The following is a 17,435-nucleotide window of genomic DNA, read 5'->3' on the forward strand; positions in this document are numbered from 1 at the left end:
GGCGCGATGTCATCACCGATTTCACGCCGGGCAGCGACCGGCTGGACCTGTCGGTCCTGGGGATCGGCAGTTTCGAGACGTTCCTACTGCTGGCGGAATCGGCGCGCGTTGGCGGGGTGGCCACCACCTATATCCGGTCGGACCTGGCCTGGGACCGGGGTGGGGGGATCGCGCTGCGCACCGACCGGGGGCAGATCGGGCCAGGGGATGTGATCCTGGCCAGCCAGACCGCACCGGTGAACCGGGAGGCGACGGATGTCGCCACCGATCTGTTCGGCGGGACGGCGGGCGACATGCTGCGCGGCAACGGCATCGCCAACCGCCTTTTCGGGGAAGGGGGCAACGATACGCTGACCGGCGGGGCCGGCAATGATCGTCTGTATGGTGGGGCCGGTATCGACACGGCCCTGTTCAGCGGCAATTCCGGCAGCTACAACATCTACACGATCAACGGCATCACCACTGTCCGGCATAATGGCGGCAGCGACGGGACCGACATCCTGACGGGGGTGGAGCGGTTACAGTTCGCCGACCGCACGGTCACCGTGGCCACCACCACCGCACCCGTCCTCAGCCTTCAAGGCGGCTATGTGCTGGAGGGCAATCACGGGTCGAACCCGATCATCATCGATGGAAGAGTGGTCGGCGAACCGGGGCCAACGGCGCCGCCTCTGTCCCTGGTCTATACGGTCGCGCTGTCCGTCCCGGCGGCGGAGACGGTGCGTTTCACCTTCACGGCGCAGGCGGAGAATGGACAGACCCTGTTCACCGGCCCCGTCACCATCGCCGCCGGTACGACGGGCACCAGCATCGCCGTGCCCTATGGTCTGGGCAATACCGTGATCGGCCCGGATATACGGGTGACGGGAACGGTCAGCGCGGTGCAGGGCGCCCTGCTGACCACCGGCGCCGACAGCGCCCGCACCTGGGTCACGGTGGTGAATGATGATTTCCAGGCGGGGTTCAGTCTGGCCGCCTATCGCGCCATGAATGGCGACCTGGACGCCTACTTCGCGGGCAATGATACCGGGCTGCTGTCGCATTACATCACCAATGGCCGGGCGGAAGGGCGCTCCGCCCAGGGGTTCGACGCGGAGGCCTATGCCGCCCTGAACCCCGATCTTTACCGGGCCTATGGACTGGATGCGGGTGCGCTGCTGCGTCATTACCTGTCAGACGGCAACCGGGAGGGGCGGGCGGCGGAAGGGTTCGATGCCGCCGCTTACGCTGCCCTGAATCCCGACCTGTATCTGGCCTTCGGTCTGGATCACCGGGCGCTGGTGGAGCATTACATCAGCAATGGCAGCGGAGAGGGGAGGCTGGCCGCCGGGTTCGATCCGCAAGCCTATGCGGCGCTGAACCCGGACCTGTTCCGGGCCTTTGGTCTGGATGAAGGGGCGCTTGTCGCGCATTTCATCTTTCATGGCCGCGCAGAGGGACGGGCCGCCCTGGGTTTCGATGCCGAAGCCTATGCGGCCCTGAACCCCGATCTCTTTGCCGCCTTCGGCCTGAACCGCGCGGCGCTGGTCAGCCACTATATCAGCAACGGTGCGGCAGAGGGGCGTCCGGCCTTCAGCGCCGATGGTCAGGTCCCGGCGGCCCCGCCGCCCGACCTGACCCTCCTGGCGCCGGGCAGCAACTGGGGGCCGGATAATAGCGGCTATTGGTGAAGCGCGCCCCCCTGCTGGCGAACATCCGGCATGGTCCAGATGGGAACGCCGGTCATGTCGGGCAGCCGGTGGGCAATGCCCTTGTGACAGTCGATGCAGGTGGCCTGACCCGTGAACAGGAAGCGCTGGTGCGCCTCGGCCCCGCGTGCGCCCTGACGCGTGATGTCCATGCTGTCGGCACTGTGGCAGTTGCGGCATTCCAGGGAGTTATTCGCCTTCAGCCGTGTCCATTCGTGGCTGGCCAGCTCCTTGCGCTTGGCCTCGAATTTTTCAGGCGTGTCGATGGTGCCGAAGATCTTGCCCCAGACCTCCTTGGACGCCTGCATCTTGCGGGCGATCTTGTCGGTCCAGTTATGGGGGACGTGACAGTCGGGGCAGGTGGCGCGCACGCCCGACCGGTTGGAATAATGGACGGTCTGCTTCAGATCGGCATAGGGATTGTCCTTCATCTCGTGACAGCCGATGCAGAACGCCTCCTTGTTGGTCATCTCCAGCGCAGTATTGAAGCCGCCCCACCAGAGGACGCCGGCCACGAAGCCGCCGATGGTCAGGAACCCGATGCCCAGATGTGCCGCCGGGCGGTTGAAGGCGGCCCACGCGGCCTTGACGAGGCTCAGTGCCCGTTGGATGAGGGACATCATCTTCCCTCCCCGGCGGGGGGCCTGCTGCTGCGGATGACGCTGTCGACATCGCGGAAATTGTTGACGACGCGCGGTTGCGCATCCGTCTGCGGCACATGGCATTGCAGGCAGAAATAACGGCGGGTGGAGACGGCCCCCAGCACCTGACCGTCCCGGTCCTGGAAATGCGTGACGGAGATCATGGGCGCCTGGCTGTCGGCCGTGAATTCGCGGGCATGGCAGGTCAGGCACTTGTTGGCACGCAGGTCCAGTTGATAGCCGGCGATAGTATGCGGGATGACGGGCGGCTGTTCGGGATAGTTGCGCTGCCGCCGCTGATCGTCGCTGACATCCTTGGCCATGGCCGGCGCTTGCTGCACCACCAGCCCGTCCGCCCCTGTGAAGGCGGGACGGCCCATGGCCTTCACGTCGCGGGTGCTGGCGGTGGGCGGGGACGGATCGGTGGCAAAGGCCCGTTGCGCCAGCGGTTGCAGCAACAGGGGCAGGGCGGCCAACAGGGCCAGGAACAGGGGGGTGTGCCGCTTGCTCATGGTTCAGGCCTCCCCGACCGGGGTGATGCGCACGGCGCATTTCTTGAAATCGGTCTGTTTGGAGATCGGGTCGGTGGCGTCCAGCGTGACACGGTTGATCAGGACATCGGCATCGAACCAGGGCACGAAGACCAGACCACGCGGCGGCTTGTTGCGCCCGCGCGTTTCCACCCGTGCCCGCACCTGTCCCCGGCGCGATGCGACCAGAACCTCCTGCCCGCGCCGGACCTTCATGGCCTGGGCATCGTCGGGGTGCATGTAGCACAGCGCCTGCGGCACCGCCTTGTGCAGTTCCGGCACGCGGCGTGTCATCGACCCGCTGTGCCAATGTTCCAGCACGCGGCCCGTGGACAGCCAGAACGGATAGTCCTTGTCCGGGCTTTCCGCCGGCGGTTCATAGGGCAGGGCGAAGATGCGGGCCTTGCCATCCTTGTGGCCATAGAAACGCACGCCCTCTCCCACCGGCACATAGGGATCGCTGCCTTCGCGGAAGCGCCAGCGGGTTTCCTTGCCATTCACCACGGGCCAGCGCAGGCCGCGTTCCTGATGATAGGTGTCATAAGGGGCCAGGTCATGGCCGTGACCCCGGCCAAAGCTGGCATATTCCTCAAACAGGCCCTTCTGCAGGTAGAAGCCGAAGGTCTTGGCCTCCCGGTTCTCATAGTCCTTGTCGCATTCGGTGACGGGGAAGCGGTCCACCTGCCCGTTGCGGTACAGGATGTCGTACAGCGTCTTGCCGCGATATTCCGGTGCCTTGGCCAGCAATTCCTCGGGCCACACCTCCTCTACCTTGAAGCGTTTGGAGAATTCGACCAGTTGCCAGAGGTCGGATTTCGCTTCGCCGGGCGCATCAACCAACTGGTGCCAGACCTGGGTGCGGCGTTCGGCATTGCCATAGGCACCTTCCTTTTCCACCCACATGGCGGCGGGCAGGACCAGATCGGCGGCCATGGTGGTGACAGTGGGATAGGCGTCGGAGACGACGATGAAATTGTCGGGGTTGCGGTATCCGGGCCAGGTCTCGTTGGCGGTGTTGGGCGCCGCCTGCATGTTGTTGTTCACCTGCACCCAATAGCAGTTCAGCTTGCCATCCTTCAGCATCCGGTCCTGCTGTACCGCGTGGAAGCCGGGCTTGGCCGGGATGGTGCCTTCCGGCAGCTTCCACAGGTGTTCGGCATGGGCCCGGTGTTCGGGGTTGGTCACCACCATGTCGGCCGGCAGCCGGTGAGAGAAGGTGCCCACCTCCCGCGCGGTGCCACAGGCGCTGGGCTGTCCCGTCAGGGAGAAGGGGCTGTTCCCCGCCTCCGCGATCTTCCCGGTCAGCAGGTGGATGTTGTAGACGAGGTTGTTGGCCCAGACGCCGCGCGTATGCTGGTTGAAGCCCATGGTCCAGAAGCTGACCACCTTGATCTTGGGGTCGGCATAAAGCTCTGCCAGCGCCTTCAGCCGGGCGGCGGGTACGCCCGACTGGGCCGCCACCTTCTCCAGCGTATAGGGGGCGACGAAGGCCGCGAACGCGTCAAAGCTGATCGGGTCGCTTTCATTGGCCTTGGCGGCATTCTTGGCCGCCACCTCCAGCGGGTGTTCAGGTCGCAGGCCATAGCCGATATCGTCGCGGCCCTTCACAAAGGTCGTGTATTTGTTGACGAAATCCTTGTTGACCCGGCCCGTCTTGATGATGTGGTTGGCGATATAGTTCAGGATGGCCAGATCGGTCTGCGGCGTGAAGATCATGGGGATGTCGGCCAGTTCGAACGACCGATGTTCGAACGTGGACAGGACCGCCACCTTCACATCCGGGTTGGACAGGCGACGGTCGGTGACGCGGGTCCACAGGATGGGGTGCATCTCTGCCATGTTGCTGCCCCACAGGACAAAGGCGTCGGCGGCCTCAATATCGTCGTAACAGCCCATCGGCTCATCAATGCCAAAGGTGCGCATGAAGCCGGCGACGGCCGATGCCATGCAATGGCGGGCGTTCGGGTCGATATTGTTGGATCGGAAACCGGCCTTCATCAATTTGACGGCGGCATAGCCTTCATGCACCGTCCATTGCCCGGAACCGAACATGCCGATGGCTTCCGGCCCCTTGGCCTTCAGCGTCGCCTTCCATTTCTCCGCCATGATGTCAAAGGCCTGATCCCAGGTGACGAGCGTGAAGTCGCCATCCTTGGCGTAGCGGCCATTTTTCATGCGCAGCATCGGCGTGGTCAGCCGGTCCTGCCCATAGATGATCTTGGACAGGAAATAGCCCTTCACACAGTTCAGGCCACGATTGACCTCCGATTTCTGGTCGCCATGGGTGGCGACGATGCGCCCCTCCTTTACGCCGACCATGACGCTGCACCCCGTACCGCAGAAGCGGCAGGGGGCCTTGGACCATTGCATCTTGGCGTCCATGCCCGTGGGGAGCTGCGTCGCGGCGGCATCCAGGGTCAGGCCGGCGGTGGCGGCGGCGGTCGCGGCCGCCTGTGCCTTCAGATAATCGCGTCGGGTCAGGGTCATGGCATCGGCTCCGCAAGGGCTGCCGCCGGTTCGGCATGGTGATAGACGGGCAGGGCGCTGTAGACGCCCGGCAAGGCATTGATGGCGTCCAGCGTTTCGGCCACGGCGCTGCTGCTGGACCGTTCGACCAGCACGATCACGCGGCTGGCATCGCCCCGGGCGGGCACGATCGCGCAATCGAGACCCAGCAGGCGGGCCGTCAGGTCCGGCATGGCGCCGGGGGCGGCATGGACGATGACGCTGGAAATATGGATTTCACTGCTCATGTGTTTCCTCCACGGCACCGGACATCGTGATGGCGCCGGCCGGACAGGGGGGCAGGCAGTCGCCGCAGCCATTGCAGCGGTCGGCATCGACATCCGCCCGCGCCCGGCCACGCGGCAGCAGGTGGAAACGGATGGCCCCTTCCGGGCAGGCATCGGCGCAGGTCCTGCAATAGGCACCGTTTTCCGCCAGACAGGTGGCAGCGATGACAGCCAGCGGCGGCCGGACCGGGGCAGGTGCCGGGCGGGTAAACAGGGCGCGGCGGGAAAGCCGGGTTTCCATGATGCCCCCCCCCTCACATGCCGGGCGGGCCGGCGACCATCTGGACCATCCAGACGGCGAAGCCATAGGCACCGACAACCCCGACCGACAGGACGGGCACCAGCACGAAGGCCAGGAACAGGAACGTGAGAAGTTCAGTCCGTTTTCTGTCGGGATGCATGTGCATGACGTCCTGCCAGCAAGATTGTTTGCCAGGGGAACCAATATACCCCTGGGTTATCCGCAAACATTGATCAGGATCAATTTAGTGTGATCAGCATAAATCAAAATTCGTCGGGGATCATTTGAAAAGAATTAAATAATTTTGTGTACTTGATGTATTCAATATTTGTGATTGATATTTATCAAGAATTGCATCCTCGATTTTTCGACTGCGTGGCGTTTGCTGCGCTGCGGCGGGTGTTGACGGGATCAGGCTTGATCCCTTACCAAACGCCATGCCCACATTTTCCTTTTGCTGTTTGATATCGGGCAATGTCTCCAATTCCCGCGCGGGCCGGCAGCCATGATGAAGCAAGACGACCTGACCCTGGTGCGCAACCTGCCCATGTTTGCCAAGGTGACGGAGTCGCAATTGGCATCCCTGGCCGTGCGCGGGTCTTTGCAGCGCTATCCGCGCGGTACCCTGCTGTTTCAGGAGGGGGATGGGGCGGATTTCCTGATGGTGCTGCTGGAGGGCGGGGTGGAGTTGTTTGCCCGGGATCAGGGCGGGACGGAAGCCGTGGTGGAAACCCTGTTCCCCGTCGACAGCTTCATCCTGGCCGCGGCCCTGACGGGGGCGCCCTATCTGATGTCGGCGCGCACCTTGATGCCGTCGCGGGTGCTTCTGCTGGATGCAGACATCTTTCGCACCGCCGTGGCTGCCGATCCCGACCTGTCGGCCCCGGTCATGGCCGAACTGGCCCAGCATTTCCGCCGTCTGGTCCGGCAGATCAAGGATCTGAAACTGCGCACAGGCGTGCAGCGGCTGGGCTGCTACGTGCTGGGTCTGGCCGGCGGCGCGGATGAGGTGCAGTTGCCGTTCGACAAGCGCACACTGGCGTCACGGCTGGGCATGACGGCGGAGAACCTGTCCCGCGCCCTTTCCGCCTTGCGCGACCATGGCCTGTCGGTGCAGGGCAACCGGCTGCTGATTCAGGACCGGGAACGGCTGACCGCCTTTTCCCGGCCTGACCCCCTGATCGACGCGCCGGAAGGGCGGCTTTCCCTGAGGGGGGAATAGCATGTCCGCAATCACCGCCCGCAAATGAGCCGCCACCCCTGATACAATCGTATCAGGGACAATGCCTCAGCAATGCATCGTTGATGGCGCCGGCATCCAGCAGGGGGGGCAGCAGCAAGCCCCGGCCAGCGGCCCGCAGCCTTTCCGCCTGGGCCCCCAGGTCAAAGGCCGCGACGAACAGGCCGGCCGTGATCACGTGGGTCAGGGCATAGCACCATGTCTCCGGCCAGACGGAGGGCAGGAAAGCCGCATGGGGCCGCAATTGGGCCAGCAAGGCCGGTACCTCGTCCTCCTCATACTGGCCGATAATGTCCACCCGGCCCGTTGCTGCCAGAGCGTCATCGTCCATGCTGTACCCCAGCACCTGGAACCGCAGGGGCAGGGACCGGCGTTTCGCATCCGCCGCACAGGCCAGCAGCACATCGTACCCCTTGACGGCACCGATGGCCCCCGGCACGACAAGCCGCAGGGCTTCTCCCGCCGCACGCGGTGGAAAGGGCAGATGCGTGGGCAACGCCACCGGCTCGGCGGGGCTAACCGCATATCGCGCCTCCGGCACATATCGGCGCATACGATTGGCGGTGCTTTGGCAGGAACAGCCGACGGAAAGCGCCGCCGCCAGGATCGGTCTGGTCAGCATCCGCCATTGCGACACCGGCATGCCGACCTCCATCAGGTCGCCATGGGTGGCAACGCACCGGTCGCATTCCTGAACCGCCGGCTCACCACAATAACGCCCGGTGCCGTCGACCAGATTATAGCGGGGGCAGATCCAGCCATAATCATGGACATAGGCACGATAGGGAAACCAGGATGCCAGCACCGGCAGCAACGCGGCGGGCAGCCGCGCGGCGTGGTGCAGTTCCATTTCCGTCACACCCAGATGGATCAGGTCCTGGCGCAGCGTTTCAATGTCGGCCTGTGTGTCATAGATCAGATTGGTCAGGTCAGGCCGATTCGGCAGTTCCAGCCGCAGACGGCTGGAACCCGTGCTTTCGCCCTTTTCCGGCCGCAGGATCACGGTATCGCCGCCCGAGCCCGGACGGGCGGCAATCACCTGCTGGATAAACCGGTTCGTGCCACCCCCGAGATCGGCGCACAGGATCAGCAGCGGTCGCTGCCCCGACCCGGAAACCTGTGCCATATCCAGCCGTTGCCGTGCGTCGCGCAAGGGGTTGGCAGCGATGAAGGCCTGGATGTCGGCATCATAGCCGGGATAACGGCTTTCCAGCACCGCCAGGGCCGCATTGATCCGGGCCTGTTTGGCGGCGCCGAACGACCCGCCGCCGATATGGCCGACAAACACATCCAGGGCGATCAGGTGGCGCCACCCGAGCGCCGATGCCCGAAGGCAGAAATCATTCTCTTCGCCGTACCCCGTGCCGAAGGCATCGGCATCGAACCAGCCGGTTTGGGCCAGGCACGCCCGGCGGATATACATGCAGAAACCGACAGCGGTGGGGATGGGGCAGGTCGCGTCGGGCAGCGTGCGGGCCACCAGACGGTCCAGCGCCCCGATATCCAGGCCCGTCAGCGGCGTGGGGCTGTTTGCCGCCGGATAAGAACAGATCGTCGCGTCATTGGACCAGGGGGTGACAGTCCCCGTGCCGGTTTCACGACAGGCCGCCTTACGCAGCCGGGCCAGCCAGCCCGGCGCGACCACAGTGTCGGCGTTCAGCAGTACGACGTCGCGGCCGCTGTGCGCGGCCATGCCGATATTTACCGATCGCACAAAGCCAAGATTGCCGGGATTGCGGATCAGGGCGATTCGTCTCTGGCCCGCCAACTCTTCCAGCAACCGCACGATCCCAGGTTCGGGACTGGCATCTTCTATCACGACGACGCGCATGGGCGTGCCGGGGTCATGCGACAACAGTGCCTGGAAACAGGCACGCGTTGCTGCCTCGTCGCCATGGACCGGCACCACCACATCGACGATCCCATCGTCGGCCCCGGCCTCCACCATAACGGGTTCGCCGGTCAGTTCGAAACAGAGGGCGGTGCCAGGGGCGTTCGGCGGTGTTTTTACGGCCAGTGGTGGTATTTCACCAAAACCGGTCACGCCCAACGCCGTGACCGGTGAGCTAACAAAACCGCTTATCACCTGATCGCCGGCGCGAAGCTGCAGGGCGACGGGCCGACCGGGGGCGGCCCGATCCATCGGTTGGACCTGAAGGGTGCCGTCGTCGTCGACAGAGATCAGCGCCTGTAATCGTGGGGCGGCCAACATCTCGGCCGCTATCCGCCCATGCCGGATTTCCACGTCATTGATGCAGACCACAGGGGCCACGATGCCCCGCAGTCGCTCGGGGATGGGCAGGGCTATCTGCCTTATCTCATCAGAGGGCCCAAGCTGAATTTCCGCCAATACAAGATGTTGCCAGCGCAGACTGACCCGCCAAATTCCAGGCGGCAGGATGCAATGCGTCAATCGACGCCGGACATAAGCCACCGGCTCATGCGTAGCGCGGACATGCGCCAGCAAGGTGGTGATCGAGTCGGGATCGGTTTCGGCGTGCCAGCGCAACGCATCGACAGCTTTGGGGGGAAGCACCGGATCAAGGCGGGAAAGAGCCTTGGCGGCCATGTCCTGATGCGGATCCAGCGCCAGCGCGCGATCAAGCAGCATGCGGGCCTGGGTGATATTCCCGCTGCATAACCAAGCCACTGCCGCGACGGTCAGGTCGTCAGCATGGGGTGGCGCCATCCGGGACAACCTGTGCGCGAGCAAAGTGGCTTGCGCAGAATCCCTGTCGGCAATGGCCTTGTAGATCTGTGCCCGGATCGCAGGACGCCCGGACAAATCACTGCCGGACACAGTAACCGCCGAAGGAGGGTCAGCGGGGGACAATTGCCACCCGGACGGCGATCAGCGGGTCCTGGGATTGGGGCGATCGGCACGGTTCACCATCAGCGGCCATGACTTCCCCATGGCGCAGAAAACGTCCCGCATAGACAACGCGGTGACTTTCGGCCAGGGGGGGCAACAGTCGGAAGGCGACACCGAGAAGCGGAGCGCCGCCGGGCGTGCCCAATCGACCGGGTGCGGCCGTCCAGGCGCCATCCGTGGTGCTGACCCCGGGGACACGATACTGGAGCAATTTGCCGACGGTGGGGGTCACTTCCAGTCGCAGCGCTTCGATCCAGAACGGTGCATCGGTTGCCGCCCATTCTCCGGCTGCGAAACGTTGTTCGCCAATCTGCTGAATATGGGCGTACAGGACCAGGCCGACCGACGGGGCCTGTTGGGGGCCGCCCAGACGGGTTATGTCAAGATCCTGGCATTGCTGCAATTCCGGACCATAGACATAATTGGTAATCAACAGGGGGGAGCCACCGGCCGGAATGGTGATCACGGCGATGTCTGCCCCGCTGATCCAGGCACAAGCGGTCAGGTTGCCCTTGTGAAGGATGCTGGGGGCGACAGTACCTGGCTGAGGGATCGACGAAATCTGGGTCGCCGGAAAGGTGACGCCATTGATAATACGAGGGCTTTGTCTGTTGGGCTTCAGCGCCGCAAGATAAACCCCTTCAGGAAGCGGGAGTACCTGTGGTGTGGCGCGGAAACGATCAACAGCCGTCGTTATCCGATCATTCGCTGTCATCAAGTCATTTGCTATCGACATGATCGATGCGCCTTAACCCTGCTCAAAAAACCAAACCCATACGGACATGGATCGGCTGATATTGGCAGTTGGGTTGCCATGTGGACAACTGGAATTTGACCACATTCGGATCAGGAGAAGCCTGCAAAAAAAGAAATGGCGGACAAAAGCCCGCCATTTCAATTTCAAGACGCTCACCAGTTTACTTAACGGTAAACCAGTTTATGTTGATGCCCGTGGCACCAGCAACAGTAACCGTCGATCCATCCGGCATGGTGATGATCGTATTGCCACCAGAGACCGTGGCCCGCGAGATCACATCAAGCAAGCTCCAGCCCGCCGAAGAGATATCGGAGAAGTTCGCCAAACCAAGCGTATCCTGGCTGGGGTCAAAGCCGACGATGAGGTCATTGCCGCCGCCGCTGGTGTAGATGAACACATCCTTACCAGCGCCACCGACCATGGTGTCATTACCCGCTTCGCCGATCAGCGTACCGCCACCGGAGGAGGCAACGATACTGTCGGCACCGCCGCCACCGCCCAGAGTAGCCACACCCAAGCCACCGATCAGCGTATCGGCGCCTGCACCACCGTTGGCGACACCAAAATCACCCAACTGCACCGAATCGTTGCCAGAGCCGGCAACAACCGTATCGTTGCCAACGCCCGTAACGATGTTCATATCCTTGGTGGAGCGGGACAGATCCATCAACTGCGTGCCGGCATCGCCAACAACGATCTTCGTCTCCGACTGGGAATCAATGATGACGCCCGTGACGGTGCCAATCTGCGTTCCCTGGATGATGAGGCCACCCGCTTTATCATCAACAACAATGTTGTTGATGGCGCCACTACCCTGACCCGGCGTCGGAGCGGGCAGCGAGGCAACAACAACTTCATTGTTAGTCGTAGGTATGATCACAGTGCTTGTGACGCTCGTGGCGTCAAAGGTACCGATCGTCTGCGTGACCTGGGTGGGAGGACTTGCCGCCGTATCAAGCGTCACCTGACTGATGGTGACCGCCGGAAAACTCGAATTCAGAATGTTCGTAATCGTCACATTTTCTTGTGCCGTAACACCCTGTGTCGCAATCGTTTGACCACCCGACAACGTCGCCATGCCTCAACCCCCATCCCTTAAAGAAAGCCGAATGTGGACCGCCAAATGCGTTACCCACATGCCCAACTCGCCAAAACAATTTAGAGAGTATTTACCACCTTGGACTTCATTGTGCAACGCCGTTGGTGTGCAGGACCCCCTACCCCGAAAGGCCTATGCCTTCCCAATTCCGCACCTGATCTTACGGGTGGTGGGTCCGATCGGGAGCATTTCCACAGGGACGCGTTAGAAACATGCAGGGGGTGAGGTTACCAACCCCTCTCCATGCCCCTCTCCATGGATTGCAAGTATTTGATGTAATTTGAATTATCTTGCAGAGGCGGCGATGGCGAGGGCCGTTGCCACGGGGGCGTCGTCCGCCAGGCCGGGGTCTTCCCAGGCTTCGAACAATGCTTCCGCCTCGGCGAACGCCCCCAGCAGCACCAGACGGATCAGTGCCAGCTTGCGGGCATGCTTGATCGTTATCGGGGCTTCGGCCGCGCCAGGCATCGTCCAGACCGACCAGAGCGCCTGATGAACACTAGTGACATCCGGGGCCGATTCGATAGAGGCGAAGCCAGGGACAGGCGCTGCGATCGTGCCATTCCGGCGCGCCGCGGCGGCGATGGCCAGGGCGTCGGCCACTGATGGGTCGTCGGCCAGACGCGGGCTGTTCCAGGCGTCAAAAAGGGTTTCCGCATCCGCGAAGGCGCCCAGCAACACAAGGCGAATCAAGGCCAGTTTGCGGGCATGTTCAAGGCTTGCCGGGGCTTCGCCTATTCCCGGCGTCGACCAGACTTCCAACAGGGCCCGCCGCACCGAATCGGCGTTGGCAGCCGATTCGATGGCGTTGAATGCCGCGATGGGGGCAGGGGGCAAGCCCGCCGCCAGTCCCCGCGACAAGAGGTCAGTCTCATCGGATCCACCGGGATCTGCAACCAGAAGTACACGCCACAGCAGGGCAGAGTGTCGGGTGGCGCGCAGATCCTTCGCAACCATTCGCCGCAGGTGCGAACGGAAGGGAGCCGGCAGCAGCAATCCATGGTCGGCATGCCCACGTTCCACGGCGGTCAGCAGGGGGGCGGTGTCGGCCCCGATCCCGGCCGCCGCCGTCAGATGCAATTGGACAGCGGCCATCGCCAGCGCTTCGGTTTCTCCATCCTCGATACCCATCGGGCGCAGGGTGCGCCGTAATGATGCACCGGCCAGAGCCGCCATGCCGGCGAACAGCGCCGCCGCCCGCGCGTTACCCTGGGCGTTATTGGCCAGAACAGCCCGGAAATAAAGCAGGCCGGTGAGGTTGCCGGGCAACCGCGACAGCCATTCCCGCCCGTCGACCGAGGGGTCGGGCAGGACCAGATCCGCCGGCCGTTCCAGATCGATACCGAATCGCTCCCGCATCGACTGCGCGAGCTCGCCAAAAAGAGCCAAGGCCTCCTGCGGGCGGCCGGCATTGACCAGTTCCTTCAGCAGCCGATAGCGCAGGCCCGACAACAGCGGCGCCGCGATATCGGGTGTGGCGATCCGGAGGCGTAGATAGGCCTGGTATTGCGCGTCGTCCAGCGCTTGCGGTGCCGGCAGGTCACAGTCACTGGCAAAGGCCCGCAACTGTGCGCCATCCGCGTCCACCTTCACCTGGGCAAAGCCGGCGGCGCGCAACGCGTGTTCCAGTCCACGGGCGCTGAACAGTGTCAGATGCAGCCCCGGGCTGGCGATTGGTATCAGCATGGCCGGCGTCGTGCCGGGATTGAGGGCCGTGCCGTTCGGTGTGGTCAGGACCACGATGCCGGTGTCCCCCACAGCCCGGCGCATGGCGGCCAGAAAGGGGGCCGGCTCCGGAATATGTTCAATGACTTCCGAAGCATAGGCGACGTCGAACGGCTCCGGCAGGGGCGTGTCGGTTGTCCAGTAATCGCGCGTGATGTCGAGCCCCAGATAACGCTGGCCCATGACCGCGAGGCCAGAAGGATCGTAGCACTTGGCCGTCCAGCCCAGAACCGTCTGGACATAATCACTGGGAAACCCGAAACCGCCGCCGATTTCCAGCATGCGCCGCGGCCCCGGCTGGGCAAACCCCAACGGTTCCAGCATGGAGCGCAGGCCCGCCCCCTGTTCCATGTAATAATGCAGGAACGGCGTGTCGGGCAGTTCTTCACCCCGGTAATCGGCGCCGTTGCGATCGGTGGAGAAGCGGGAACCGCAATCCGGGCATTCGACGATCACCCAGTCCGCGCCAGCGGGGCCGGCACCGGGCAGAATCAGGGCGAGCTGGTGCGGGCCGACATGGGCGCATACAGGACAGGTGCCGGGAACAGGGGCGACGGAATTGTCCGGCCAGATGAACTGCAAGGGGTTTCTCCGCGTTTCCAAATGAATGGCGGCCTGATACCGCCCGGATAGTCTCCACCATAGGCGCTGACGACGTGTGTGCAACCCAATTGTCTTGCCCGCCCTTTACAAGTGCGCCACTTTTCACAACGCGGCCAGCGGCCGGCGGGGTTGGTCACCGGACAGGACGGGCATGTACAAGGTACTGTTTGTACACAAGGATTTTCCCGGTCAGTTCCTGCATCTGGCCCGCCATCTGGCCGCCATGCCCGGCGTGCGGGTGGATGCGATGGCCAGCGACCCGGTGCAGGAGGTCGAGGGCGTCACGCTGCACCGCTACACTATGCATATGGGGGGGGAGAGCAGCACCCATGCCTATCTGGTCCGCACCGAAAGGGCCATGTGGCAAGGCCAATCAGCCCTGGCGGCCTGTGTGCTGCTGGCCCGCACCGGGTACCGGCCGGATCTGGTGATCGGCCATTGCGGATGGGGCGAGATCCTGTTCATCAAGGACCTGTGGCCTGACGTGCCCATGATCGGCTATTTCGAGTTCTATTACCGGGGCAGCGGGGCGGATGTCGGGTTCGATCCGCCCGTGCCCGTCAGCCTGAACGAGCGGGCACGGGTGCGCAGCCTTAATCTGGTGAATCTGCTGGGCCTGGAGGCGGCGGACCGGGGTGTTTGCCCCACACGCTGGCAACGCGATCTGCATCCGCCCGAATTTCAGAACAAGCTGACCCTTCTTCATGAAGGGATAGATACTGACGCGGCCAGCCCCGGCCCGGCCCGTCCGCTGGTGCTGGCCGATGGGAGCACCCTGCTGCCGGGGCAGGAAATCGTCACTTATGTCGCCCGCGATCTGGAACCCTATCGCGGGTTTCACATCATGATGCGCGCGGCGGCGGAATTGCTGCGGGCACGACCGGGCCTGCACCTGGCCATCGCCGGCGGCGACGGCACGTCCTACGGACCGCCGCCCGACGACGGGAGCACCTGGCGCGATCGGCTGCTGACCGAACTGGGTGACGCCTTGCCACGGGACAGGGTCCATTTCCTGGGCCATGTCCCGCATTCCGATTTCATCAATCTGATGCGCCTGTCCAGCGCCCATCTCTATCTCACTTATCCGTTCGTTCTGAGCTGGTCGATGCTGGAGGCGATGGCCTGCGGCGTAACGCTGGTCGCATCCGACACCGGGCCGGTGGTTGAGGTGGTGGAGCATGGCGTCAACGGGTTGCTGGTGCCCTTTCATGATCCGGCGGCCGTGGCGGCCGGCCTGATGATGGCGCTGGACATGCCGTCCGGCCGGCGGGCGGATCTGCGGAAGGCGGCGCGTCAGACCGTCATAGACCGGTTCGATCTTGCCCGGTCGGGTGTGCCCGGCTGGCTGCGCATGCTGCATGACGATTTCGGGCTACCCCACCCTTGACGGCAAAACCTTCCTGCTATGCCTGAGGCGAAGGGTGGGGTAGACCTTGGGTAGCTATGACCGACAGGGGCGGCTTCTGTGTCCTCTTTCTTTCCCAACATCTTCCTGGACCGGCTGCTGGGCGGAATCTCCAAATCGCCCTATAAGCGTGGCCAGCATGCGGCGGCCAGCGGAAACGACAGCAAGGCGGCGGCTTTCTGGCTGACAGGCGCGCGTGCCGGCGATGCCGACTGTAAACTGGCGCTGGCCGATGCGCTTTGGAATGGAAAGGGTGTGCTGCGGGACATGCGCTCGGCCCTGCGCTGGTTCGAAGAAGCGGCTGAGGCTGGCAAGGCGCAGGCGCAGGCGCGGCTGGCCGGGGTGTATGCAACGGGTATCGGCATCACCCCTGGTGAGCAGAAGCCGGCAAAGACTGATGACGGCGACCTTGTGGTGCCCCGGGACCGGGCCAAGGCCCGCCATTGGGCCAGGCTTGCCAGTCAGCAGGACCATGTGGAAGCCCAGGTCCTGCTGGGCTGGCTGTGCAGCATGGAGGGCGATCCGGACGGGCTGGATATCAGCCAGGCCATCGAATGGTATAGCCGCGCCTCAGAGAAGGGCAGCGCTCCCGCCATGGTCGGCCTGGCGGGGCTGATCAGTGTCGGGTCCGTGCCCGGCCAGGGACCCGAGGATGCGGTCCAGCTTTACCGCCGGGCGGCTGAACTGGGCAACAAGACCGCCTTCTACTATCTGGGCGCGGCCTATATGAACGGAACGGGAGTCGAGGCCGATCCCGTCGTGGCGTACAAATGGCTGCAGCGTGCGGCCGACGAGGGAGTGATCGGCGCCTTCCGGGCCCTGGGCATGATTTCCCTGAACGGCAGTGGCGGACAACCCGTGGATGTCGGACAGGCCGAAACCTGGCTCCGGCGCGCCGCTGTCAAGGGTGACGTCGACAGCATGGTCCTGCTTGCCGACCTGCACGCGTCGAAACAGGCGCAAGTTCCCAATCAGGCGGAAGCCATCTTCCTTTATGTCGCGGCCTCCGATCAGGGCAACATGAAGGCGACGACCGCACTGGGTCTGGCGCACCTCAACGGCAACGGGGTCGAGCTGAACCACACGCTTGCGGTCAAGCTGTTTGAAAAGGCGGCGGATCATCATGCGGAGGCGCGGTTCCAACTGGCGCTGTGCCATCTGCTGGGCCGGGGGGTACCGGCCGACCCGGCCCTTGCCGCCGAACATCTGCTGAAGGCGGCAGAGCAGAAGCATCCCGACGCCACCTATAATTACGGTACGCTGCTGTATCACGGGAATGGTGTGCCGCAGGACCGGAAGGCGGCCTTCGATTTCTATATCGCTTCGGCCGAACTGGGCAGTGCTTCGGGCCAATTCCGTGTCGCCCATGCCCACACGCTGGGCAAGGAACTGCCGCTCGATAATGATCGGGCCATCACCCTGTTCACCGCCGCCGCCGCGCAGGGCCATCTGTCGGCCCAGATCAATATGGCGCGCATGCTGTTGCTGCACCGTCCGGACGAACGCGCCGCGCTTGAGAAACTGAAGGAGCAGTTGCGCGAGCCGGCCCGGTCCGGGGTGATGGAGGCCATCACCATGCTGGCCGAACTGTTATGGCGCCTGGATCGCGATGCCGAGGGGGCATTGGCCCTGCTGCGGCAATCGGCGGCCATGGGCGATCCCCTGGCCGGTTACGTGAAGGACATGATCAATACATCGCCATCGCCGGGACCTGAGGTTGCGACAATCGCGGCTGGCTGAAAAGGCTTGACCAACTTCCGGCCCGCCACGCAACGCAAGGGCGGGCAAAACGGATATTGGTCAGGCAACCGGTTCTTGCCGGGAACCCTGTACGGTGGCACC

At 63.8% G+C, this 17,435-nt stretch carries 16 protein-coding genes; 5 read left to right on the forward strand and 11 right to left on the reverse strand.

The window, feature by feature from the left end:
- Positions 1–1,670, forward strand: a 1,670-nt coding sequence (locus KBA48_RS02655) for a calcium-binding protein (RefSeq protein ID WP_367273803.1), incomplete at its 5' end; no start/stop codon positions are given.
- Here the strand turns inward: KBA48_RS02655 and KBA48_RS02660 are convergent.
- From KBA48_RS02660 to KBA48_RS02690, 7 genes are all read right to left on the reverse strand, one after another.
- Complete coding sequence (locus KBA48_RS02660) at positions 1,661–2,308, reverse strand: NapC/NirT family cytochrome c (RefSeq protein WP_292903538.1); 648 nt, start codon at positions 2,306–2,308, stop codon at positions 1,661–1,663. The two genes, KBA48_RS02655 and KBA48_RS02660, sit on opposite strands and share 10 nt — an antisense overlap.
- Positions 2,308–2,841, reverse strand: a complete 534-nt coding sequence (locus tag KBA48_RS02665) for a nitrate reductase cytochrome c-type subunit (RefSeq protein WP_292903438.1) — start codon at positions 2,839–2,841, stop codon at positions 2,308–2,310. Before KBA48_RS02665 ends, KBA48_RS02660 begins: the two co-directional genes overlap by 1 nt.
- A gap of 3 nt (positions 2,842–2,844) precedes the next feature.
- Entirely contained in the window at positions 2,845–5,346 is a 2,502-nt protein-coding gene (gene napA / locus KBA48_RS02670) for a nitrate reductase catalytic subunit NapA (RefSeq protein ID WP_292903439.1), read from the reverse strand.
- Positions 5,343–5,612 carry a chaperone NapD gene (locus KBA48_RS02675; RefSeq protein ID WP_292903440.1) on the reverse strand — a complete coding sequence of 90 codons (270 nt, stop codon included), beginning with the start codon at positions 5,610–5,612 and terminating at the stop codon, positions 5,343–5,345. The genes napA and KBA48_RS02675 overlap by 4 nt, the downstream gene beginning before the upstream one ends.
- Positions 5,602–5,892 carry a 4Fe-4S dicluster domain-containing protein gene (locus tag KBA48_RS02680; protein ID WP_292903441.1) on the reverse strand — a complete coding sequence of 97 codons (291 nt, stop codon included), beginning with the start codon at positions 5,890–5,892 and terminating at the stop codon, positions 5,602–5,604. The genes KBA48_RS02675 and KBA48_RS02680 overlap by 11 nt, the downstream gene beginning before the upstream one ends.
- Positions 5,893–5,905: 13 nt before the next feature.
- A complete protein-coding gene (gene napE / locus KBA48_RS02685) occupies positions 5,906–6,052 on the reverse strand; it encodes a periplasmic nitrate reductase, NapE protein (RefSeq protein ID WP_292903442.1) in 147 nt (48 codons plus the stop codon).
- Positions 6,053–6,172: 120 nt separating this feature from the next.
- Positions 6,173–6,367, reverse strand: coding sequence for a hypothetical protein (locus KBA48_RS02690; protein ID WP_292903443.1), 195 nt, complete (start codon positions 6,365–6,367; stop codon positions 6,173–6,175).
- A gap of 30 nt (positions 6,368–6,397) precedes the next feature.
- On the opposite strand from KBA48_RS02690, the gene KBA48_RS02695 reads away from it, so the two are divergent.
- On the forward strand, positions 6,398–7,114 hold the full coding sequence (locus tag KBA48_RS02695; protein ID WP_292903444.1) for a cyclic nucleotide-binding domain-containing protein: 717 nt from the start codon (positions 6,398–6,400) through the stop codon (positions 7,112–7,114).
- A 52-nt stretch (positions 7,115–7,166) separates the two neighbouring features.
- Here the strand turns inward: KBA48_RS02695 and KBA48_RS02700 are convergent, their stop codons facing one another.
- Entirely contained in the window at positions 7,167–9,344 is a 2,178-nt protein-coding gene (locus KBA48_RS02700) for a glycosyltransferase (protein ID WP_292903445.1), read from the reverse strand.
- 18 nt (positions 9,345–9,362) lie between these two features.
- On the opposite strand from KBA48_RS02700, the gene KBA48_RS02705 reads away from it, so the two are divergent.
- Positions 9,363–9,773, forward strand: a complete 411-nt coding sequence (locus KBA48_RS02705) for a hypothetical protein (protein ID WP_292903446.1) — start codon at positions 9,363–9,365, stop codon at positions 9,771–9,773.
- A gap of 178 nt (positions 9,774–9,951) precedes the next feature.
- On the opposite strand, the gene KBA48_RS02710 is transcribed toward KBA48_RS02705, so the two are convergent.
- The 3 genes from KBA48_RS02710 to KBA48_RS02720 form a co-directional block, all read right to left on the reverse strand.
- Positions 9,952–10,740 (reverse strand): hypothetical protein, encoded by a 789-nt coding sequence (locus KBA48_RS02710; RefSeq protein ID WP_292903447.1) that lies wholly within the window; start codon positions 10,738–10,740, stop codon positions 9,952–9,954.
- A gap of 181 nt (positions 10,741–10,921) precedes the next feature.
- Positions 10,922–11,839 carry a hypothetical protein gene (locus KBA48_RS02715; RefSeq protein ID WP_292903448.1) on the reverse strand — a complete coding sequence of 306 codons (918 nt, stop codon included), beginning with the start codon at positions 11,837–11,839 and terminating at the stop codon, positions 10,922–10,924.
- Positions 11,840–12,145: 306 nt separating this feature from the next.
- Positions 12,146–14,167, reverse strand: a complete 2,022-nt coding sequence (locus tag KBA48_RS02720) for a class I SAM-dependent methyltransferase (protein ID WP_292903449.1) — start codon at positions 14,165–14,167, stop codon at positions 12,146–12,148.
- Positions 14,168–14,339: 172 nt separating this feature from the next.
- Between KBA48_RS02720 and KBA48_RS02725 the strand changes: the two genes are divergently transcribed.
- On the forward strand, positions 14,340–15,575 hold the full coding sequence (locus KBA48_RS02725) for a glycosyltransferase family 4 protein (protein ID WP_292903450.1): 1,236 nt from the start codon (positions 14,340–14,342) through the stop codon (positions 15,573–15,575).
- Positions 15,576–15,653: 78 nt separating this feature from the next.
- Complete coding sequence (locus tag KBA48_RS02730; protein ID WP_292903451.1) at positions 15,654–17,333, forward strand: tetratricopeptide repeat protein; 1,680 nt, start codon at positions 15,654–15,656, stop codon at positions 17,331–17,333.
- Positions 17,334–17,435 lie beyond the last annotated feature (102 nt).

This window comes from Niveispirillum sp., assembly GCF_017996735.1.
Taxonomy (GTDB): domain Bacteria; phylum Pseudomonadota; class Alphaproteobacteria; order Azospirillales; family Azospirillaceae; genus Niveispirillum.